We start from the raw sequence: 21,420 nt of genomic DNA, 5'->3' as shown, positions 1-21,420 counted from the left end.
GGGACAGGCGGCGCCAGGTGGCCGGGCGGACCGCTCCAGCCGCCGGGCGGACCGGGCGGACCGGGCGGCCGGAGCAATCGGCCGGGCGGTCCGGACGGACCTGGGTGGTCGGCCCGGCGTCCGGACGGGCCTGGGTGGTCGGCCCGGCGTCCGGACGGACCTGAGTGGTCGGCCGGGCATCCGGAGCAGCTGGTCCGCCCGGCCGGGGCAGGCGAGCGGACCGGGGCAATCGGCCCGGCGGACGGACGGACTTGGGTGGTCGGCCGGGCATCCGGAGCAGCTGGTCCGCCCGGCCGGGGCAGCCGGGCGGACCGGGGCAGAGCGGGTGCTTGCCGGGGAGGGCGGGGCGGAGGACCTGGGCAGTCGACGAGAGACCGTGCCAGTTGGTTGGTGGGGGCACGGTGTGTGTCCTGAGACGGGGCACGCCTTGAAGGCGGGAAGCCCAGGCCCCGGGCAGAGCGTGGCCCGCCGACGGGGCGCACCTGACCAGCCGTGAGGGCGGGGCAGAGGCAGAAAGAGCGCGGGCCCGCCGAGAGCAACCAGCTTCGGCGGGGCCCCGGACCGGTGGGGAGCGGCTCGGCCGACGGGCGGTGTGGGGCGTGGTCAGGGGAGGTGACGGTCGGCCAGGTCAAGCCATGGGGTGGGGCCGGAGGGGGTGGGGTGGCGGATGGTCCAGTCGGTCAGGCGGAGGCTCATGTGGGCCCAGGCGGGGGTGAGGACGTGGTCGGGGAGAGTGGCGAGGACGGCGTCGAGGCGGTCGGTGACGGCGGGGGACTCGTTCGCGGCGTGGAGGCCGAAGCGGAGGGTGACGAGGTCGAAGCGGCGGTCGCCGCGTGCGGCGCCGTCCCAGTCGATGACACCGGTGATGTCCGGGCCTGTGGCCAGGAGGTTGCCGGGGTGGAAGTCGTAGTGGACGGCGTCGTTGCCGGGGAGCAGGGGCGGGTAGCGCTCGGCGAGGGCGGAGATCCGGCGTTCGAGCGCGGCGGTGCGGGGACTGTGGCGGCGCAGCGGGTCGTGCAGGCAGAAGCCGGGGCCGTCCTCGCGCAGGTGGAGGGCGGCGGCGGGAATGCGGGGATGGCCGGTGAGGCGGTCTGCCTGGGAGTCGTTGAGGCGCAACAGTTGGTCGAGGTGCGTCGCTGTGAGGCGGTCGGGGCTCGTACCGGGCAGGAGTTCCTGCACGGTGACGACGGCGTCGCCGAGCTGTGCGACGAGGTCGGTGGCGGGGGCGGGATACCCGATGTCCCGCAGTGCCTCGACAACGGCGAGCGCTCCGGCCCGTGCCGCCCTGACGGAACTGCGTGGCCGCCACTTGAGCACCCCGCGCCGGCCGTATTCCTCCCACCGCACGTACGCCGCCCCGACCTGCCCGCCCGGGCAGGGCCCCTCCCTCACGAGCCGTACTCCCCGCGCGCGCAGGGCGTCCACCAGCCGTCCCGCGTCGAGCCGTGCCACGGTCGTCCAGCCGGAAGAGGAGGCAGTCATGTTCCTGATTGTCGCGGGAGGTTGATCGTCCTGGGAGTGGGCGGATCGCGGAAACGGCGGTCGCCGTCCGACACCTCTCGACGGCCACGGCCCGCATGCCGCGCACAACACGGGCGGGAGACTCCACCGCTCCGGGTTGCCCTACTGGGCAGATACCGGGATACCGGTGGCGTCGCCCCACCGGGGCCGAACCGCACCGCCACCTCACCCCACAACGCGCGCCATCGACACACCGACCCACAAACCGCCGACCCACCGACCACAAACCAACGGCCACCGGCCACCGGCCACCGGCCACCGGCCACCGGCCACAAACCACAAACCACCGGCCACCGGCCACCGGCCACCGGCCACAAACCACCGGCCACAAACCACCGGCCACCGGCCACCGGCCACCGGCCACAAACCACCGGCCACAAACCACCGGCCACCGGCCACCAGCCACCAGCCACCAGCCACCAGCCACCAGCCACCAGCCACCAGCTCACGAAAACACCCCCGCCGCCGAACCACAGCCAGGGCCAAAGCCGCCATCAGGACCGGGACCACGGCGCAAGCCGGACGCAGAGCCACTGCAGCCCCAAGCTCCCAGGCCCCACGCCCCCGACCTCCACACCCCCGGGGCCCGAGCCGGGCTCAACCATGAGCCACCCCGGGCTCGCCCGACCACTCCGACCACCTCGGCCAGCCCGCCCCCAACCCACCCCGTACCTCACCCCATGGCCCCACCGCACCCCATGACCCGCCCCCACCTCAGCCCGTCCCCACCCGTCCCGCACCTACCCCCTACCCCCACCCCCTCCCCCGCCTCACCCCTCAGCTCCCCCCGTCGTCAGACGAAGCCCGTCAACGCCGTCGAAGGACGTGACCCTGGCCTCCGTCGGCGGGGTGTCGGGGCGGAGCAGGGTGAACCAGGGGTCCGTGTCCAGGAGGAAGGTGAGGACTTCTGCCGTGTCCTCCTCCGGGTCGGTGAGGGTCGCGTCCCAGGTGCCGGGGCTCGTGGTCGCGCGCAGGCGGATGGGGAAGGCGGCGGCGTTCGTGCTGGTGTTGGCGCGCCACTCCAGGAGGGCGTGGTCCGTGTCGGCGTTCACGCCACTGAGCGTAACTCCCTTGAGGGAGTTCGGCGTTCGGCTTGTGTCCGAATCGCCGCCGTACGCAACCACTTGACCCGCGCCGCGGCGGGAATTCCGGTTACCGCCCGTGCGCGGGGGGGCGTCAGTCCACCAGGTCCATGCCCGCCTCGTTGCTCTCCACGCCCGCCGCCGTGATGACCTGAACGGTGACGCGCCCCGGCTCGACCTCGGCGGGGATGGGAACGGTGAGGAGGGTGTCGGTCGGGTTGGTGAAGCCGCCCGGGACCGGGATGAGCGGGACGTGCACCTGGACCTGGCCGATACGGACCGCCATGCGGACGAGGGCCTGCGGGGTTTCGGCGCCCGCCGGGAGGAAGCCGGCGCCGCGGATCTCGATGTCGTCGCCGGTGCGGATCGGCGCGTCCAGGTCGCCCGCCTCGCGCGTGCGGACGACGGAGTGGATGACGGGGCCGCCGCCCTCGGTGGCCTTGCCCGCGAGGTAGGTGGCGGCGGAGACGAGGGCGAGGACGGCGAGCGCCCAGGGCAGATCGGGGAGTTGTTCGGGGCGGCGGGCGAGCCGGACGGCGCAGAAGACGAGCGCGGCGGCGTGCACGAGCACGTACTGGCTGTCGGTGAAGCTGCCGTGCCCGGAGTCGTCGGTGAGGAGGTCGGCGGCGCGCGGCCGGTCGGCGCGCACCTTCTGGAGGCGCCGCCCCCGTACTCGTACTCCCACCGTGTAGTGCACGAGCACGGCGACCGCGCAGCTCGCCGCCAGGACCGTCAACAGGCCCACTCCGCGTCCGAGTTCGAGTCCGTCCAGGAGTTCCGCGCGGCGGTCGTGGCCGGAGGCGCCGGCGAGTTCGCCCGCGAGGACGAGGACCGCGTACACGCTGAAGACGATCCAGCAGGCGGCGACGGTGCGCGAGGTGGACAGGCGTTGGTCCTCGCCGACGACGGGCGCGAGGACGCCGCCGCGCGCGCGGTGGAAGTGGGCGGCGACGGCGAGGAGCGCGGCGAGGAGGACGGCGGCGACGAGACCCGCGCTGCGGGCGGTGGTCCACCCGGCGCCGAGCGCGGTGAGGCCCTGCACGAGGAGAAGCACGAGGAGGATCGCGCCGAGGGCGACGAGGGTCGCGGGGCGCAGGCGGTGGAGCCAGGAGAGGCGTTCGCTCCGGCCCCGTTCGGCGACGAGGCGCGCGGACTCGGCGAGTTCGTCGGAGACCCACTGGCGGCTCGCGCCCGCGGAGTGCGCGACGGCGGCCGGGAGGCCCCTGCCGTCCGCGAGTTCCTCGCGCCGCCGGACGAACGCGGCGACCGCGCGCTGGTGTCCGTTGCGGGCGCCCGCGGGGCAGTCCGCGCAGGTGCAGCCACCCTCGTGCCGCTCCCGGCTCGTGTCCTGCTGTACGGCCACCGGCCCGTCCCCGTCCCTACTCGCGAGCCCCCGCCGGTACGCGGCCACGGGCCCCCCGTCCCGCCGCCTGGCGGGTGCGCCGAACTCTGCTGTGATGTACGGGAATTGTGCCTTACGTGAGGCAGCTGGGCCCTCCCGGGGCCGCACCCGGGCACCACCATCGGGCGCACTCGGAGCGCCGCACGCCCCCGGCGTCACCCGAACACCACCCAAGAGGCACATTTCCTCCCCAACTTCTGCCGTCCGCCGCGCATCTGAAGTTACGTACGACGCATCCCGTCCGCGGGAAACCGCCTCGCTCCTGGAGGAACCCATGTCCGTCCGGCTCCCTTTCGCCCTGCGCTGCGCCTCCGTCGCCGCGCTGCTCACGGCCCCGCTGGTCCTCGCCCCTGCCGCGGGCGCGGCGCCGAAGGCGGCCTCCGCGCTCCCGGGGGACATCGTTGTCACGGCGCCGGGCGGCGACTACGTGAGTGTGCTCGCGAAGGGCGACCCGGGGCGGCACCGCGAGCTGCCGGGCGCGCGGCCCGTCGTGCGCGACCTGGACGGCGACGGCCGCAAGGATCTCGCCGTGCAGCGGGACGACGAGGACGGCGGGGGCGTCGCCGTGTACTGGGGCACGGACTCCGGTTACGCCGCCGAGCCCACCGAGGTGAAGGGCGCCGCTCTCGATTCCGGTCTCACGGCGGGCGACTTCGACGGGGACGGGCACGTGGACCTGATCGCCGCGGGGCCGGAGGGGCCCGGCGACGTGCGACTGGCGGTGGCGTACGGGCCGCTGAAGCGGGACGGCGCCCCGGCGCGGACCGCGAAGCTCGACACGAAGGAGACGTTCGCGCCCGACGAGGTCGTCTCCGGGGACTTCAACGGGGACGGCAAGGACGACGTCGTCACCGAGCACTCCTTCGAGGAGGCCGGTCACCCGAGCCAGCTGTGGACCGGGAGCACGAAGGGCCTCGGCACCACCTCGCGCGAACTCGCCATCGCCGGCGCGATGGCCGCGGGGGACGTGGACGGGGACGGCGTCGACGACCTCGTCATCCGGGCCGTGCCGGACGGGCTGGTCGAGGAGTTGGACTTCGACCACGGGACCGTACAGGTGCTGTACGGGTCCGAGACGGGGCCGGGCAAGCCGGTCAGCACCATCACGCAGAACACGAAGGGCGTGCCCGGCGTCAACGAGGACGGTGACGCGTTCGGCGCCTCGCTCGCGGTGGGGGACGTGGACGGGGACGGGTGCGCGGACGTCGCGGTGGGAGTGCCGGGCGAGGCGCTGGAGCGTGGCGGCAAGAACCTGGCGGACGCGGGGTCCGTCGTGCTCCTCAAGGGCTCCTGGAAGGGGCTCACCGGGGAGGGCGCGACGGCTGTCACCCAGGACACGAAGGGCGTACCGGGCGTCTCGGAGGCCGGTGACGGCTTCGGCCAGGCGGTTTCCCTGCGGGACACCGCCGCGGACGGGCGGACCTCGCTCGTCGTGGGGGCGCCCGGTGAGGACACGGACGCCGAGGACTCGGGCGCGGCGTGGGTGCTGCCGCGGGGGGCGGCGAGCGGCGCTTGGGCGGTGAACCCGGGGGACCTGGGGCGTACGGGGAACGAGGGGGCACGGTTCGGGGCGGACTTCGGGCGGTAACCGGGCCCGGCCGCGGGTGTTCGTGGGGCTGCGCCCCACACCCCGCTCCTCAGGCGCCGGAGAGGCTGATCCTCGCCCCTCCGGCGCTCAGAGGTTCACTCCCACTCGATAGTCCCCGGCGGCTTGCTCGTGACGTCGAGGACGACGCGGTTGACGTCGGCGACCTCGTTGGTGATGCGGGTCGAGATGCGTTCGAGGGTCTCGTAGGGGAGGCGGGACCAGTCGGCGGTCATCGCGTCCTCGGAGGAGACCGGGCGCAGCACGATCGGGTGGCCGTACGTGCGGCCGTCGCCCTGGACGCCGACGCTGCGGACGTCCGCGAGGAGGACGACGGGGCACTGCCAGATCTGGCGGTCCAGACCCGCGGCCGTCAGTTCCTCGCGGGCGATCGCGTCGGCCTCGCGCAGCAGGTCGAGGCGCTCGCGCGTGACGTCGCCGACGATGCGGATGCCGAGCCCCGGGCCCGGGAAGGGCTGGCGCTGGACGATCTCCTCGGGCAGGCCCAGCTCCTGGCCGACCGCGCGGACCTCGTCCTTGAAGAGCTTGCGGAGCGGCTCGATGAGCTCGAACTCCAGGTCCTCGGGGAGTCCGCCCACGTTGTGGTGGGACTTGATGTTCGCCGTGCCCGTACCGCCGCCCGACTCGACGACGTCCGGGTAGAGGGTGCCCTGCACGAGGAAGGCGACGTCGGCGCCGTCCGCCGCGTTCTCCGCGACGATCTCGGCCTGCGCCTGCTCGAAGACGCGGATGAACTCGCGGCCGATGATCTTCCGCTTCTGCTCCGGGTCGCTCACCCCGGCGAGCGCGTCGAGGAAGCGCTCGGAGGCGTCGACGACCTTGAGCTGGACGCCGGTCGCCGCGACGAAGTCCTTCTCGACCTGCTCGGTCTCGCCCTTGCGCATGAGGCCGTGGTCGACGTACACGCAGGTGAGCTGCGAGCCGATCGCGCGCTGCACGAGCGCGGCGGCGACAGCGGAGTCGACGCCGCCGGACAGGCCGCAGATCGCGCGCTTCGTGCCGACGCGGGCGCGGATCTCCTCGACCTGCTCGTCGATGACGTTGCCGGTCGTCCAGTTCGGCTCGATGCCGGCGCCGCGGTAGAGGAAGTGCTCCAGGACCTGCTGGCCGTAGGTGGAGTGCATCACCTCGGGGTGGTACTGGACGCCGTAGAGCTTCTTCTCGTCGTTCTCGAAGGCTGCGACGGGGACGACCGAGGTCGACGCCGTCACGTCGAAGCCGGCCGGGGCGGCGGAGCAGGCGTCGCCGTGCGACATCCAGACCTGCTGCTCCTCGGGGGTGCCCTCGAAGAGGGTCGAGGCGGCCTTGCTGACGTTCAGCTCCGTACGGCCGTACTCGCGCGCACCGGAGTTGTCGACGGTGCCGCCGAGCGCCGTGGCCATGAGCTGGAAGCCGTAGCACATGCCGAAGACCGGGACGCCGGCCTCGAAGAGCGAGGCGTCCAGCGAGGGCGCGCCCTCGGCGTAGACGGAGGAGGGACCGCCGGAGAGGATGATCGCGGCCGGGTTCTTGGCGAGCATCTCGGCGACGGGCATGTCGCTCGGGACGATCTCGCTGAAGACCCGGGCCTCGCGGACCCTGCGGGCGATGAGCTGGGCGTACTGGGCGCCGAAGTCGACGACCAGAACGGTGTCGGGGGCGGCGTCGGACGCGGGGGACACGGGCACTGCGGCGGCCTTCCGGCGGGGATGCGGAGTCGGGACAAGGCGCCGGTGCACGGGGTACGGGTCCCGGGCGGCGCCCGGGGCGGGCCCACCGGGTTCCGCCCGGACGGCACGGTGCCTCGTCACTGAGTCTAACGGGGGACGGATGTCACCCATTCCGCCGCAGATCAGGCGGGTGCCGGACCCCGCGTTCCGGGGGCCGGGTAGGAGGGGGATACTGGCTCCGTGATCACGCACCACGACGTCCTCTTTACGTATGGCATCCGGCTCGCCGGCTGCCATGGTCGTGCTGCTTGAGCACAGCGACGTAACCAGGCGCCCCGGGCCGACAAGGCCCGGGGCGCTCTGCGTTTGCGGACCTGGTCGCCCCGGGGCCCTTCACCCGACCGACCCCGACCAGACGACACGGACGATCCGTCCCCCGCACCCAGGGCCCACCCGCCCCGGCACCGAAGGAGCCTCCGCCATGACCAGCCTCCCCGAGACGACGACGACCGATACGGCCGGTACGGACACGGCTGCCGACGACGCCGCCCCCGGCACCGCCGCCGTCCCCGACGTCCCCGCCGTTTCCGCGGTTCCCGCCACTCCTGCCACGCCGCAGGGCTGGGCGCGCAAGCCGTCCACCGCGCCCACCGGGTCCATTCCCGAGCACGAGCGGATGATCACCGACGCCCGGGAGCGGATCGACGCGATCGACGACCGCATCATCGGGCTCATCCAGGAGCGCTCCGCCGTCTCGGCCGTCGTGCAGAAGGCGCGTGTGGAGGCGGGCGGGCGGCGGGTGAACCTGTCGCGCGAGATGGAGGTCCTGAGCCACTACCGCGACGCGCTCGGGAAGCAGGGCACCGCGCTGGCGATGACGCTGCTGGAACTGAGCCGGGGGCGGGTCTGAGACGCGGCGACCGCGCGCCCCGGCGTGGGAACTGGCGAACTGGCCGTCACCGGTGCGTGACCAGTCGGCCGTGGGCGTCGTTGTCCCGTTGACCGCATCGGCCAGGTGCGGGACCGCAACACCACGCGTGGCTTCGCTGGAGCGATGAGACGTCCGCCTTGTGCGGTACGTCGTGGGACCTCGCTTCAGCGCGGTGACCGGACGGCAGGGGACAGCCGGCCCGGTCACGCGGCGGCCGGTTCCGGGGACGCCCGGGACCGGCCGCACACGGCGGGCCTCGACGGCTCCCCGCGAGGGGACCGTTAAGGTCTCGTACGTCCCGGTCGGCACCGTCCCGTGCCGACAGCGCATACTTGAGTACCGGATGCCCCTCGTGGGCCTCCGACAATTCCAGACCAGCGACGCCGTATCCCCCCCTCGGCGCCGCTCCCCCGGTGCCGCCACCGCCCTGGCGGCACCGCAGGCGAAGACCCCGTGGCACCCCGCCCGCCGCGGGGTCTTCCGCTGTCCGTACGCGGATTCCGGGCGCGGGGGCCCGTGGCGTGGCGGATCTCACAGCGCTGCCGTGACCTTCGCCATGAGCCGCCTCGGCTCAGGTCGTCTCGTCGCGTACGGCGGTCTCGTCCCGTACGGCCGTGTCATCCCGTCCCGCCGACTGGTCCCGGGCCGCCGTCGCTCCTTCCCGCACCTTCGGCATTCCCAGGAACGGCAGTCGCAGTGCCGCGAAGGCGGCCGCGGGGACGGCCGGGGTGCGCGGGGCGACGGGGGCGAGGCGTTCGTAGGGCGCGCTCTGCGCGGGGCGCGGGTCGGGCTCGCCCTTGTTGGGCCACAGGGACATGGCGCGTTCGGCCTGCGCGGTGATCGTGAGGGAGGGGTTGACGCCGAGGTTCGCGGAGACCGCCGAGCCGTCCACGACGGAGATCCCCGGGTGCCCGTAGAGGCGGTGGTAGGGGTCGATGACGCCGTGGTCGGGGTCGGAGCCGATGGGGCAGCCGCCGAGGAAGTGGGCGGTGAGCGGGGTGCCCATCAGCTCGCCGATGTTGCTGCCGGCGAAGCCGTTGATGTCGCGGGCGAGGAGCGAGGCGGCCTCGGTCGCGGCACGGATCTGTGTGGGGTTGGGGGCACCGTGGCCCTGGCGCGCGGTGAGCAGTCCCTTGCCGGGACCGCGCGGACGGCGGTACGTCGTCAGGGAGTTGTCGAGCGACTGCATGACGAGGCCGATGATGGTGCGCTCGGACCAACGGCGGTTGGAGAGCGAACGGCCCGTCTGGACAGGGTGCTTGAGCGTGTTGAGGAACCAGCCCAGCACACGCGGCAGCTTTTCGGCGTAGGGCACCTGGAGGATCGTGAGGCCGCCCATGGCGTTCGACCTGCGGCCGTAACGGACCGGTTCGACATGGGTGTTGGCGTCGGGGTGGATGGACGAGGTGATGGCGACGCCGCGCGTGAAGTCGGGTTCGGCGCCGTGCGCGGAACGGTAGCGGCGCGGGGTGGTCTGGGCGCCGACGAGCGCTTCGGAGTTGGTCCGCGTCAGGGTGCCGAGCCGGGCCGAAGTACGGGGCAGGAGTCCGCTGTCGCGCATGCGGTGCAGGAGGGTCTGCGTCCCGTACGTGCCGGCCGCGAGGACGACGTGACGGGCGGTGTAGACGCGGTGGGCGCCCTTGCGGGGCTTGTCGGTGGGCAGTGTGCCGACCGCGAAGCCGCCGCGCGAGTCCTCGGTGAGGGTGCGCACGGTGGTGAGCGGGTGGATCACGGCGCCGTTCTTCTCGGCGAGGTGGAGGTAGTTCTCGTTGAGGGTGTTCTTGGCGCCGTGGCGGCAGCCCGTCATGCACTCGCCGCACTCGGTGCACGCGCGCCGCGAGGGTCCCGCGCCGCCGAAGTAGGGGTCGGGCACCTCCGCGCCCGGCTCGGCCGTGCGGCTGCCGTCACCGTCCTCGCCGTCCCCGAAGTAGACGCCGACCGGGGCGAGATGGAAGGAGTCGCCGACGCCCATCGCCTCCGCGGCGTTCTTCAGGTGCACGTCCGAGGGCGTGACGGTGGGGTTGAGGCGCACGCCGAGCATCCGCTGCGCCTGCGCGTAGTACGGCTCCAACTCGCCCGCCCAGTCGGTGATCTCCTTCCACTGCGGGTCGTCGAAGAAGGCGCGGGGCGGTACGTAGAGGGTGTTGGCGTAGTTGAGGGAGCCGCCGCCGACCCCGGCGCCCGCGAGGACCATGACGTTGCCGAGCAGGTGGATGCGCTGGATGCCGAAGAGGCCGAGCGCGGGCGCCCACAGGTAGTTCTTCACGTCCCACGAGGTGCGGGGCAGTTCGTCGCGGGCGAAGCGGCGGCCGGCTTCCAGGACGCCCACCCGGTAACCCTTCTCGGTGAGCCGCAGGGCGCTGACCGCGCCACCGAAGCCCGAGCCGATGACGAGGACGTCGTAGTCGTAGCCGGAGCCGGGGCCTGAGCTGGGGCCAGAGCCCGTGCCGGGGCCGGAGCCGGGGCTGCCGCCGGGGCCGTCGTGCTCCGCGTCCGCGTCCGCGTTCCGTTTCTGGGCGGAGTTCTCCCCTGACATGGACCCTCCTCGTCGAAAGCCGCTGGTGGAACGGTGGTTGGGGTGCGCTCAGCGCAGCCGCAGTGCCTTCATCACCTTCAGGCTGCGGCTCATGAAGGCCGCGTAGGCGGCGTCGTCCATGCCGAGGGACGGTCCCATGGGCAACAGGCGTTGCTGCGCGATGGTTTGAGGCTCGGTGTACTTCAACAAACCCTCGGAGCCGTGCCGACGGCCGACCCCGGACTCCTTCATGCCGCCCATCGGAGCACGCACGCTGCCGTAGGCGGGCGCGTAGCCCTCGTTGACGTTGACGGTGCCCGCGCGCAGTCGCGAGGCGACGGCGAGGGCGCGCTTCGCGTCCTTCGTCCAGACGCTCGCGTTGAGCCCGTACGGCGTGGAGTTGGCGCGCGTGATCGCCTCGTCCTCGTCGGTGAAGCGGTAGAGCGAGACGACGGGCCCGAAGGTCTCGTCGGCGCACACGGCCATGCCGGGCTCGACGTCGGTCAGCACGGTCGGCTCGTAGAAGTACGGGCCGAGGTCGGGTCGCGCGACACCGCCCGCGAGGACGCGGGCACCCTTCGCGACGGCCTCGTCCACGTGCGCGGTGACGGCGGCGAGTTGGCGCGGGCCCGCGAGCGAGCCCATGTCGGCCCCGTAGGAGAGCGACGTGCCAAGGCGCATGGCCTTGACGCGTGCCACGAAGCGCTCCGTGAAGGCGTCGGCGACCGACTCGTGCACGTACAACCGCTCGATGGAGATGCACAGTTGACCGGCGGAGGCGAAGCAGGCGCGGACCGCTCCGGCCGCCGCCTTCTCGACGTCGGCGTCGCGCAGGACCAACATCGGGTTCTTGCCGCCGAGTTCGAGCGAGAAGCCGACGAGCCGCCCCGCGGCGCTTCGGGCGACCTCGCGTCCCGTGCGCGTCGAGCCCGTGAAGGACACGTAGTCGCCGCGCGAGACGACCTCGGGGCCGACGGCGGGTCCCTCACCCAGTACGACCTGGAAGGCGTCGGCCGGGAGCCCGGCCTCGATGAGGAGTTCGCGGGCCCACAGGGCGCTCAGCGCGGTCTCCGTATCGGGCTTCATGACGACCGCGTTGCCCGCGACGAAGGCGGGCAGCGCGTCGCCGACCGACAGCTCGAAGGGGTAGTTCCAGGGGGCGATCTGGCCCACGACCCCGCGCGGGACGCGGTGTTCGGTGACGCGGGTGAGGGTGGGCACGGCGCCGAGGTGGTGCTTGGGCCTGAGGTAGGCGGGGGCCTTGAGACCGTAGTGGCGCGCGGCCATCGCCACGGCTTGCAGCTCCTCGTGCGCGTGCAGCCTCGCCTTGCCGGTCTCCAGCTGGACGAGGTCGAGGATCTCGGCCTGGCGCTGGAGGACGAGGTCGTGGAAACGGAGCAGGACGGCGGCGCGCTCGCGGACGGGCGTCGCGGCCCACGGCACCTGTGCGGCACGAGCGCGCGCGAAGGCCGCTTCGACGTCCTCGGGACCCGCCTCGGGCAGCTCGGCGAGCACGCCCCCGCCGAACGGCGTGTGGTTCGCGGTACGTCCCGAGCCGCCGACACCCCTGAGCAGCCGCGCGAGCACCTCGGGGGTGACCACGTCGGCCGCCGTGCGGACGCCCTCGGGTACGGGGGCCGGGGGGTTCGTACCGATGGTCTGCGGCGCGGGGCCGGTGGGTGCCGCCGAGGCGTGCGTGTCCGTCATGGGCGTGAGCGTACGACTTCGGGCCGGTCTTGGGTACCCGCCGGTAACACTTTCCACGGGGCTTCCACGATTCTGCCAGTGGGTGGTGGCGGGGTGGGGGGTGAGCTGGGGGGGAGCGGGCTGTGAGGGGAATCCCTTAGGGGTGTCCCTTACATGGGGGTTCGCCCCCCTGGGGCCGACAACGCGCGCAAGCGACCGGAAGTTCCCTGTTCGCGCGAAACGGCACCGAAGTTCCCCCGACCGTGTGGCACGGCGCGGGGGCCCCTGCGGGGAGCGGGACGGGAAGCCACGGCGGGGAGCCGGACGGGAAGCCCGGCACAGACCCCGACGAGAGGCCCCTCGCGGCTCACTTCACCTGATACGTGGCGAGCGCCTGCTCGTAGTAGCGGCTCACGTCGTCGCGGTTCGCGTCGAGTCCACGGACCTGGAGGACGTGGTACTTGCCGTTGACGGCCATGACCATGTTCCTCGCGAAGGTGTCACCGTCGTCGCCCGGCCAGGTGAACTGGCCCTCGGCCATCTTCCTCCCGCCCTCTTCGATCTCGCGCATCCCCGTCGACGTGACCCAGCTCGACTCGCGGAAGGGCCGCGTCTCGGGCTCGGACTCGCGCTGGTAGCGCAGCAGGTCGTTGCCGAACTCGGTCACCGAGTCGCGCCCGGGGACGACGATCAGCTCGTAGCTGCCCTGCGTCCACCGCACCTGTCCCTGCGGGTTGCGCGCATGCCGGGTCCAGCCCTGGGGCACGGCGAGCTGGAAACCGGCCGGGTCCTTGTAGAGGACGAAACCGGCGGGGAGCTTCGGCCCGGAGGGCTTCTTCTCCTTCTCGGGCGCCTCGTCCTTCGGCTTCTCCTCGGGCGACGCGGCGGGTGAGGAGGCGGGTGGCGCGGAGGTGGGCGCGGGCTTCTCCAGGGAGCCCGGCGCGTGGCTCAGCTCGGTGCCCGTCCGCGCCTGGTCGCTCTCGTCGGCCTTCGGCAGGAAGACCATGGCGTACACGATCGTGCCCGCGACCAGCACGAACACGGCGACGAGCAGCGTGCGGCCGAGCGAACGCGGCGCGCGCGGACGCCTGTTGTCGCGGGCGGGGGGCCGCGTCTGACGAGTGCGGCCCGCACCCCGGCCACGGGCACCGCGCGAGGCGGTGCGGGCGCTGCCGGGTGGCTCGGGAGGGGAGTACGCGGCGGCGAGACCGTAGAGCGGCGTCGTCTCATCGGCCGCCTCGGCCTCACGCGCCCTGCGATGGCTGCGCGGGACGGGCGGCACGGGCTTCGGCCTCGCGGGCTCGGCGGGCGCCACCGCTTCCCTCGCGGCCTTCTTCGCCGCCTTCTTCGGGCGCCGCTTGCGCCGTACCAGCTCTCCGCGCCGCCGCTTGATGGGCAGCGCGGCCGGGTCGAAGGCCGGCGCGGGCACCAGGTGCGCACCCGCGTCGGGCTCGGGCGCGGACCGTACGAGAGAACGCAGCCAGCCCCGCAACTCCTCGAAGTCGGGCCGCTCGGTCGGGTCCTGGCGCAGCAGCGACTCCACGACGGGCCGCAGCGGGCCGCACTCCTCGGCGAACGCGGGCGCCTCCGCGCACACCATGTGGACAAGCTCGGCGGTGCTCTCCTCCGGGTACGGGCCGTGCCCCTGCACAGCGCGGAAGAGCAGCACGCCGAGCGCCCACAGGTCGGTCGCGGGCCCGACGGGGGCCGCGAGCTGCCACGTCCCGCGCACGGGCCCGGCCTGCTCGGGCGCCCACCGCTCGGTGACGGGCCCGACCACCACCATCCGCACCTGCCGCGCCCGCTCCGCCTCGACGGCGTTGCCGGGCCCGTACCCGGACACGGGGGAATCCCAGGCGGGCGAGGAGACGGTGGGCGGGTCGGGAACGGGCGCGGCGGACTGCGCGGACGCGTACGGGGCCAGGGCCCCGGGGTCGTTCGACGACAGTCCGTCCGGTGCCTGGTGGGGCCGGGGCTGCGGGGTGAGGCGCTGGGGTACGGGGGCGCTCGGGCCCATGGCGGGCCCGCGCCGGTACTCGGGCGGCAGGGGCAGCGGGGGTACGGCCTCGGGGGCGGGCCCCGGGATGGCCCCGGGTGCGGCTCCGGGTGCGTTCCCGGTGCGGGGCGCGGCGCCGTGCCAGGGCGCGGGCGGGAGTTGAGAGGCCTGCGGGTTCTGTGAGGTCTGCGGGTTCCGCGGGTTCCGCGGGTCGGCCGGGAGCCTGGGGGGCTGCTCGTGCGGGCTGGTGGCGCTCTGCCGCTCGCGCACCCCGTACGGGTCGCTGATCCGGCCCGGGGCCTCGGGCTCGGGCGCGGTCGCGCCCGTGGGCTCGGCGGGCTGCCCGGGTGCGGGCCTCGCGGCGCCCGGCCCGCCCTCGGCCTGGGCGCGCGCGGCGGCCCTGGCCCCGGCACGGTAGGCGGCGATGGCCCCGGCGCGCGCGGCGCGGGGATCGGTGGACCCGGCGGCGAGCGCGGGGGCCGCCGGCGTCGCGGGACGGTTCACGAAGGCGGGCGGTACGGCGCCGGGGGCGCCCCCGGCCCTGGGGGCGGGCGCACCGCCGCCGGGCCCCGTGCCCGTACCCGTATGTCCGCCGGAACCGGCTGCCGTGGGGCGGCCGGGACCGGTCGTCATGGCCCCGCTCCCCCAACCGCCCCCGTACGGGGAGGCGTCTATGACACCGCGGGGCCTGGGGCCCTCGGGGCCCGCGCCGTCCTCGACGGCGGATCGCGGGGGGACGGGGTCGTAGCCGCACAAGGCCTCTTGGGCGGCGCCGGCCGCGAGGCCCGCGAGGACGACGCGGCCGTCCTCGGCGAGGAGGACGGTGTGCTCCGTGATGTTGCGGTGGACCCAGCCGCCCGCGTGCAGGGCGCGGAGCGCGGTGAGGACGTCGGCGGCGACCTCGGCGGCGCGGTAGGGGTTGAGGGGGCGTTCGGCGAGGAGGCTGCCGAGGGCCCGCCCGGGCACGTACTCGCTGACGATCCACAGCGCGTCGCCCTCGGCGAAGACGTCGAAGACCTGGTTGAGACGCGGGTGATCGGGGACCTGCGCCGCCGCGCGCGCGGCGTCGAGCGCACGGCGCACCAGGGGATCGCCGGAGGGGTCGCCGGTGCCCGCGGCCGGTCCCTCGCCCGGGAGTTCGCCCTCGACGATGTCGGGCAGCGGAATGCGCTGGAGGCTGACCTCCTGACCGCTGTACGTGTCGAAGGCGCGCCCCGCGGCGACCGGGCCCGCGCCCTCCTCGGCGGAGGCGTCCAGCGGTAACCGGTAGCGGTCGGCGAGCACACGCCCCGCGTAGTCGTCCACAACGCCCCCCACCGTGATCACCTGTGTCCGTTTCGGGTCCCGAGCCGTCCGGTACGGTCCCCGTTCTTTCACGATACGTGCCGAGGCCGGGTTTTCCGGGGGAGTTGGGCGAGTTCGCCGCAGCTCCTCCCGGCCACCTGCCACCGGTACGTGGGGGGCTCCGGTGACGGCCGGGTGGCCCTGATCTCGTTCGTGCCCGGCCCGGAGGCCGCTCAACCCTCGGAACGCGGCACGGGGAGTCGCGGGGGAGCGCAGGGGGGCGGGGGTGGGGGCAGAGGGGTGGGGGCGAGAGGGTGGGGGAAGTCCCCTAGGGGTGCCCCTTACATGCGGGTTCGCCCCCCTGGGGCCCACAACGCGCGAGGTGGCGTGAGGATTCCCAGAAGGGGCGAAACGCGCGACGTGGCGTGGGAAGTGGCGTGAGAAGTGGCGTCAGGATCCCCGGAGGGGCGGAACGCCCATGGTGGCGTCAGGATTCCCAGAGGGGCGGACCGACGCCCGTCGGCCTCAGGAGGCCGGCTTGAAGGTCTCCGTGAAGGTCTGCCAGGTCTGGCGGGCGAGCTTGCCGTCCCAGTCCGCGTCCTTGGTGGTGAACATCATCCCGTAGCCACGGTGGGAGTTGACGACCGTGCCCCGGTCGACGCTGTGCATCCGCGTGCCGCCGTCGGTGTACGTGAACTCCCAGTCGGCGGTCTCCCAGCCCCGGTAGTCGACGCGCTTGATCGCGACGCGGTGGTAGTTCGGGCGGACCATGCTCCGCTCCTGCCGCTCCCAGTCGGCGACGGCGTCGTTCTTCGGATTCGTGGTCGTGCCGATGAGGAGCCGCTGCCCGGCGGGCCCGGCGAATCGCACCCCGGCGGCACCGGAGGAGACGCGCTTCCACCCGTCGGGCAGTCCTATGGAGAAGCCGCTGGGGTCCTGATGGGTCGTGGCGTCGAGCGGGGCCCCGCTCTGGTCCTCGCCCTTCCCCTTGTCCTTCTCCCCTTCCTTCTCCTTGTCGTCCTTGCCCTCTTCCTTCTTGCCCTCGTCCTCGCTCTCGTCACCCTTCGCCGAGCTGGCGGACTCTTCGGCGGAAGGGGAGGTCCGCGGGCTCTCCTCCTTGCCGCCGTCGCCATGGGTGGCGGAGGAACCCGTCGCGGAGGCCGAGGGGGTCGTGGCGGCCTTGGCGCCCTGCTTGTCCTCGTCGCCGCCGTTGTTGGCGACGAGGAACACGACGGTCGCTATGACGGCCAGGACGACGACCGCCGCGATGACGACGAGGGTGCGACGCGGGACGACGTCCGTGAGGGAGGCGCGGGAGCGGGCGGGGGCGGGGGCCGAGGGGGTGCCGGCCGCGGGCGTGCTCGTCGTACCGCCGCCCGTGCGCGTGGCGCCGGCCGCCGGGCTGCCCGTACGGGAGGAGCGGGCGAAACCGCCGGTGCGCGGGGTCGACCAGCCGGTCGTCTGCGCCTTCTCCTCGGCCGGGGTGGGCGGGAGCGGGACGACGCGGGTCGCGTCGAGCGGCTTGGCCTCGGGTGCGGCGATGACCTCCTGGAGCATCGCGCGGGCGCGGGCGTCGTCGAGGCGCTGGGCCGGGTCCTTGGCGAGCAGTCCGAGGATGACGGGTGTGAGGGGCCCGGCGTGCGCGGGCGGCTCGACCTGTTCCGTCATGACGGCGGTGAGCGTCGCGATCGCGGAGCCCTTGTCGTACGGCGGGACGCCCTCGACGGCGGCGTAGAGCAGCCCGCCGAGCGACCACAGGTCGGCGGCGGGGCCCGGCTTGTGGCCGCGGGCGCGCTCGGGCGAGATGTACGAGGGAGCGCCGACGAGCATGCCCGTCGAGGTCACGGAGGGGTCGCCCTCGACCTGCGCGATGCCGAAGTCGGTGAGGACGACGCGGCCGTCCTCGCCCGCGATGAGCACGTTGGACGGCTTCACGTCGCGGTGCAGGATGCCCTCGCGGTGCGCGTCGCGCAGCACGTCGAGCACGGCGAGCCCGACCTCGGCCGCGCGGCGCGGGCCGAGGAGCCCGTCCTCGCGCACGACCTCGGCGAGGGACTTGCCCTCGATGAGTTCCATGACGATCCACGGCCGGTCGTCCTCGTCCACGACGTCGAAGACCGTGACCGCGCCGTTGTTGCGAATCCGGGCGATGGCCTTGGCCTCGCGCAGCGTACGGGTGATCAGCCGGCGCTTCTCGTCCTCGTCGATGCTGTTCGGAAAACGCAGTTCCTTGACCGCGACGGTCCGCCCGAGGGTCTCGTCGGTGGCCCGCCACACCGTCCCCATGCCGCCGCGCCCGAGGACCTCCGCGAGGCGGTACCGCCCCGCGAGGAGACGTCCCTGGGATGCGCGCGCCTGCTCCGATTCCGACATGCGTCCCCTCTGCAACCCGCCCTGACAGAGCATCCATTGTCACTCACGCCGGAACCGCCCGGCGCCCTGGGGTGGCGGGCGGGGGCGGTCCTCGGCCAGGGGGCCCGGGCGGTCCACGACCGGGCGGGTGGGCGACGGGCCGTCAGGCGAGCGGGACGATGTCGGGGGCGCCGAGCCGGGCGGCGTCGGCGGTGAGGTCGTCGGGCTGGCGCTGGGACTCGCGCTCGGCCTCGACGCGCTTCTCGTAGTGCTCGACCTCGCGTTCCACCTGCGCCGCGTCCCAGCCGAGCACGGGCGCCATGAGTTCGGCGGCCTCGCGGGCGCTGCGGGTGCCGCGGTCGAAGGTCTCGATGGAGATGCGGGTGCGGCGGGTGAGGACGTCGTCGAGGTGACGCGCGCCCTCGTGCGAGGCGGCGTAGACGACCTCGGCGCGCAGGTAGTCGTCGGCGCCGGTGAGCGGCCGTCCGAGGCTCGGGTCCGCGGCGACGAGGTCGAGTACCTCGCCCGTGAGGGACCCGTACCGGTTGAGGAGGTGCTCGATGCGTACGACGTGCAGTCCGGAGCGTGCGGCGGTGCGGGCGCGCGCGTTCCACAGCGCCGGGTAGCCCTCCGCGCCGAGCAGCGGCGTCTCCTCGGTGACGCACTCGGCGACGCGCTGGTCGAGGCCGTGCACCGCCTCGTCCACGGCGTCCTTCGCCATGACGCGATACGTCGTGTACTTGCCGCCCGCGACGACGACGAGCCCGGGCACCGGGTGGGCCACGGTGTGCTCGCGCGAGAGCTTGCTCGTCGCGTCGGACTCCCCGGCGAGCAGGGGGCGCAGCCCCGCGTACACGCCTTGCACGTCGTCGCGCGTGAGGGGGACGGCGAGGACGGAGTTGACGTGGTCGAGGAGGTAGTCGATGTCGGCGCTGGACGCGGCGGGATGCGCCTTGTCGAGGTCCCAGTCGGTGTCGGTGGTGCCGACGATCCAGTGCCGTCCCCACGGGATGACGAAGAGGACGCTCTTCTCGGTACGGAGGATCAGGCCCGTACTGGAGTTGATGCGGTCGCGCGGCACGACGAGGTGGATGCCCTTGGAGGCGCGGACGTGGAACCGGCCGCGCTCGCCGACGAGGCCCTGGGTGTCGTCGGTCCACACACCGCTCGCGTTGACGACCTGCTTGGCGCGGATCTCGTACGTACCACCGGCCTCGACGTCCTCGACCGTCGCGCCGACGACGCGTTCGCCCTCGCGGAGGAAGCCGGTGACGCGGGCGCGGTTGGCGGCCGTGGCGCCGTAGTCGACGGCGGTGCGCACGAGGGTCATGACGTAGCGGGCGTCGTCGACCTGCGCGTCGTAGTACTGGAGGGCGCCGGTGAGGGCGTCCTTGCGCAGGCAGGGGGCGACGCGCAGGGCGTGACGGCGGCCGAGGTGGCGGTGGCCCGGCAGGCCGCGGCCGTGCCCGCGGGCGAGGGACATCGCGTCGTAGAGGGCGACGCCGCTTCCCGCGTAGGCGCGTTCCCAGACGCGGTGCTGGAGGGGGTAGAGGAAGGGGACGGGCTTGACGAGGTGCGGGGCGAGGCGTTCGAGGAGCAGTCCGCGCTCCTTGAGCGCCTCGCGCACGAGCGCGAAGTCGAGCATCTCCAGGTAGCGCAGGCCGCCGTGGATGAGCTTGCTGGACCGGCTCGACGTCCCCGAGGCCCAGTCGCGGGCCTCGACGATGCCGGTGGCGAGCCCCCGGGTCACGGCGTCGAGCGCGGTGCCCGCACCGACCACGCCACCTCCGACCACGAGCACGTCGAGTTCGCGTTCCGCCATGTCCGCGAGCGCTTGCGCGCGCTGCTCCGGGCCGAGTGTCGCTGTCCTCACTGCTGCCTCCTGGGGGTGGGGCTGGGGTCGGGATGGGCTGGGCCGGAGTGGAGTGCCTCGCTCCGGTGTCGCCAGGCGTCTACCCGGCCGGGCGGCCCTGGCCCCGCGTACACGCCCGAGAATCACCGTGCCAATACCACATAACGGTCATATTTACTCGTAGTCTGACAGTGCGCTCGCCAGGAAGGACCCACCCCCATGCCCGCAGACCTCGCCGTGGTCGGCCTCGGCCCTCTCGGCCTCCCGCTCGCCCGCGCGGCCGTCGCCGCGGGCATCGCCACCGTCGGCCACGACGAGCAGGCGAGGGTGCGCGAACTCGCGCTCGGCAGGCCACCGCGGGGCAGCGAGGCCGCGCTGAGCGCCTCCGAACTGCGCCGGATGCTCGCGGGCGGCTTCCGCGCGAGCGCCGACCCCGCCGAACTCGGCCGGGTCCGTACCGCCGTCATCTGCGCCCCGACGAACCCGACGGGCGACCGCTCCCCCGACCTCAGCGGCGTGGTCACCGCCGCCCGCACCCTCGCGGCGCGCCTGCGCCCGCACACGACCGTCATCCTGGAGTCCCCCGTCCATCCCGGCGCGACCGAGGATCTGCTCCGCCCGATCCTGGAACAGGGCTCCGGCCTGCGCGCGGGCCGCGACTTCCACCTCGCGTACTCCCCGGCCCGCCTGGACCCGGGCAACCGCGCGTACCCCTACCACGCGACCCCCAAGGTGATCGGCGGGCTGACCCCGGCCTGCACCGAGTCGGCAGCGGCCTTCTACGGGCGGCTCACGGACAAGGTGGTACGGGCCAGAGGGCCCCGCGAGGCGGAGACCGTCCACCTCCTGGAGACGAGCTACCGCCACGTCAACATCGCCCTCGTCAACGAGATGGCGGTCCTCTGCCACGACCTCGGCGTCGACCTGTGGGACGTCATCCGCTGCGCCGAGACGAAGCCGTACGGCTTCCAGGCCTTCCGCCCCGGCCCGGGCGTCGGCGGCCACGGCCTCCCGCCCGACCCCGAGCACCTCCCCCACCCGCACCGCACCCCCGGCCACCCCCTGCGCCTCGTCGGCCTCGCCCGCGAGGTCAACCAGCGGATGCCCGCGTACGTCATCCAGCGCGCCGCGACGCTCCTCAACGAGCACGGCAAGTCGGTACGCGGCGCCCGCGTCCTGCTCCTCGGCATCACCTACAAACCGGACGTGGCCGACCAGGAGGGCTCCCCGGCCGAGGAGATCGCCACCCGCCTCACCGGCATGGGCGCCACCATCAGCTACCACGACCCCCACGTCCCCCACTGGCGCGTCCTCGGCCACCCGGTCCCCCGCGCCGACACCCTCTACGAGGCCACGGCTGCGGCCGACCTGACCCTGCTGCTGCAACACCACAGGACGTACGACCTGCAGGGGCTGGCGGTGAAGGCGCAGTTGCTGCTGGACACGCGGGGGGCCACGCCGGCGGGGGCGGCGTACCGCTTGTAGGGACCCGGCCGCCTCGCGCCGTCTCCGCGGGACACGGGCGTCCCGCACCGTTTCGCGCG

General features: G+C 73.8%; 12 protein-coding genes. 3 read left to right on the top strand and 9 right to left on the bottom strand.

Going from position 1 to position 21,420, the window contains the following annotated elements; genetic code table 11:
* Positions 1 to 603: 603 nt before the first annotated feature.
* From ACIP4O_RS04705 to ACIP4O_RS04695, 3 genes are all read right to left on the bottom strand, one after another.
* Positions 604 to 1,482, bottom strand: coding sequence for a phosphotransferase enzyme family protein (locus tag ACIP4O_RS04705; RefSeq protein WP_401571445.1), 879 nt, complete (start codon positions 1,480 to 1,482; stop codon positions 604 to 606).
* A gap of 809 nt (positions 1,483 to 2,291) precedes the next feature.
* Entirely contained in the window at positions 2,292 to 2,573 is a 282-nt protein-coding gene (locus ACIP4O_RS04700; RefSeq protein WP_401571442.1) for a hypothetical protein, read from the bottom strand.
* Between the two features lie 124 nt (positions 2,574 to 2,697).
* A complete protein-coding gene (locus ACIP4O_RS04695; protein ID WP_401571440.1) occupies positions 2,698 to 3,966 on the bottom strand; it encodes a hypothetical protein in 1,269 nt (422 codons plus the stop codon).
* A 313-nt stretch (positions 3,967 to 4,279) separates the two neighbouring features.
* On the opposite strand from ACIP4O_RS04695, the gene ACIP4O_RS04690 reads away from it, so the two are divergent.
* Positions 4,280 to 5,593, top strand: coding sequence for an FG-GAP-like repeat-containing protein (locus tag ACIP4O_RS04690; RefSeq protein ID WP_401571438.1), 1,314 nt, complete (start codon positions 4,280 to 4,282; stop codon positions 5,591 to 5,593).
* Between the two features lie 95 nt (positions 5,594 to 5,688).
* Here ACIP4O_RS04690 and guaA read toward each other — a convergent pair whose 3' ends face one another.
* Positions 5,689 to 7,272, bottom strand: coding sequence for a glutamine-hydrolyzing GMP synthase (gene guaA / locus ACIP4O_RS04685; RefSeq protein ID WP_361320936.1), 1,584 nt, complete (start codon positions 7,270 to 7,272; stop codon positions 5,689 to 5,691).
* Between the two features lie 469 nt (positions 7,273 to 7,741).
* On the opposite strand from guaA, the gene ACIP4O_RS04680 reads away from it, so the two are divergent.
* On the top strand, positions 7,742 to 8,170 hold the full coding sequence (locus tag ACIP4O_RS04680) for a chorismate mutase (RefSeq protein WP_401571437.1): 429 nt from the start codon (positions 7,742 to 7,744) through the stop codon (positions 8,168 to 8,170).
* 592 nt (positions 8,171 to 8,762) lie between these two features.
* On the opposite strand, the gene ACIP4O_RS04675 is transcribed toward ACIP4O_RS04680, so the two are convergent.
* The 5 genes from ACIP4O_RS04675 to ACIP4O_RS04655 all read right to left on the bottom strand — a co-directional run bounded on the left by ACIP4O_RS04675 (position 8,763) and on the right by ACIP4O_RS04655 (position 19,897).
* Positions 8,763 to 10,727, bottom strand: coding sequence for a GMC family oxidoreductase N-terminal domain-containing protein (locus tag ACIP4O_RS04675; RefSeq protein WP_401571435.1), 1,965 nt, complete (start codon positions 10,725 to 10,727; stop codon positions 8,763 to 8,765).
* Positions 10,728 to 10,775: 48 nt separating this feature from the next.
* Positions 10,776 to 12,413: a succinic semialdehyde dehydrogenase gene (locus ACIP4O_RS04670; protein ID WP_401571432.1), complete on the bottom strand. Its 1,638-nt coding sequence runs from the start codon at positions 12,411 to 12,413 to the stop codon at positions 10,776 to 10,778.
* A 346-nt stretch (positions 12,414 to 12,759) separates the two neighbouring features.
* Entirely contained in the window at positions 12,760 to 15,693 is a 2,934-nt protein-coding gene (locus tag ACIP4O_RS04665; RefSeq protein WP_401573821.1) for a protein kinase, read from the bottom strand.
* A 504-nt stretch (positions 15,694 to 16,197) separates the two neighbouring features.
* Positions 16,198 to 18,045, bottom strand: coding sequence for a serine/threonine-protein kinase (locus ACIP4O_RS04660; protein WP_401571429.1), 1,848 nt, complete (start codon positions 18,043 to 18,045; stop codon positions 16,198 to 16,200).
* A gap of 142 nt (positions 18,046 to 18,187) precedes the next feature.
* A complete protein-coding gene (locus tag ACIP4O_RS04655; RefSeq protein WP_401571427.1) occupies positions 18,188 to 19,897 on the bottom strand; it encodes a glycerol-3-phosphate dehydrogenase/oxidase in 1,710 nt (569 codons plus the stop codon).
* A 198-nt stretch (positions 19,898 to 20,095) separates the two neighbouring features.
* Between ACIP4O_RS04655 and ACIP4O_RS04650 the strand changes: the two genes are divergently transcribed.
* The gene (locus ACIP4O_RS04650) at positions 20,096 to 21,361 is read left to right on the top strand and encodes a nucleotide sugar dehydrogenase (protein WP_361320455.1); all 1,266 of its coding nucleotides are present in this window, start codon (positions 20,096 to 20,098) and stop codon (positions 21,359 to 21,361) included.
* The last annotated feature ends 59 nt before the right edge of the window (positions 21,362 to 21,420 follow it).

It is taken from the genome of Streptomyces sp. NPDC088923 (genome assembly GCF_044749745.1).
Classification (GTDB): domain Bacteria; phylum Actinomycetota; class Actinomycetes; order Streptomycetales; family Streptomycetaceae; genus Streptomyces.
The sequence above is the reverse complement of the archived record's forward strand: the minus strand, read 5'-3'. Positions and strand labels throughout refer to the sequence as shown.

What these genes read in the sequence shown, in the direction of transcription:
- ACIP4O_RS04690 (WP_401571438.1), top strand. Translation starts at nt 4,280, where the DNA reads ATGTCCGTCCGGCTCCCTTTCGCCCTGCGCTGCGCCTCCGTCGCCGCG.
- ACIP4O_RS04660 (WP_401571429.1), bottom strand. Translation starts at nt 18,045, where the DNA reads ATGTCGGAATCGGAGCAGGCGCGCGCATCCCAGGGACGTCTCCTCGCG.
- ACIP4O_RS04705 (WP_401571445.1), bottom strand. Translation starts at nt 1,482, where the DNA reads ATGACTGCCTCCTCTTCCGGCTGGACGACCGTGGCACGGCTCGACGCG.
- ACIP4O_RS04670 (WP_401571432.1), bottom strand. Translation starts at nt 12,413, where the DNA reads ATGACGGACACGCACGCCTCGGCGGCACCCACCGGCCCCGCGCCGCAG.
- ACIP4O_RS04650 (WP_361320455.1), top strand. Translation starts at nt 20,096, where the DNA reads ATGCCCGCAGACCTCGCCGTGGTCGGCCTCGGCCCTCTCGGCCTCCCG.
- ACIP4O_RS04675 (WP_401571435.1), bottom strand. Translation starts at nt 10,727, where the DNA reads ATGTCAGGGGAGAACTCCGCCCAGAAACGGAACGCGGACGCGGACGCG.
- ACIP4O_RS04680 (WP_401571437.1), top strand. Translation starts at nt 7,742, where the DNA reads ATGACCAGCCTCCCCGAGACGACGACGACCGATACGGCCGGTACGGAC.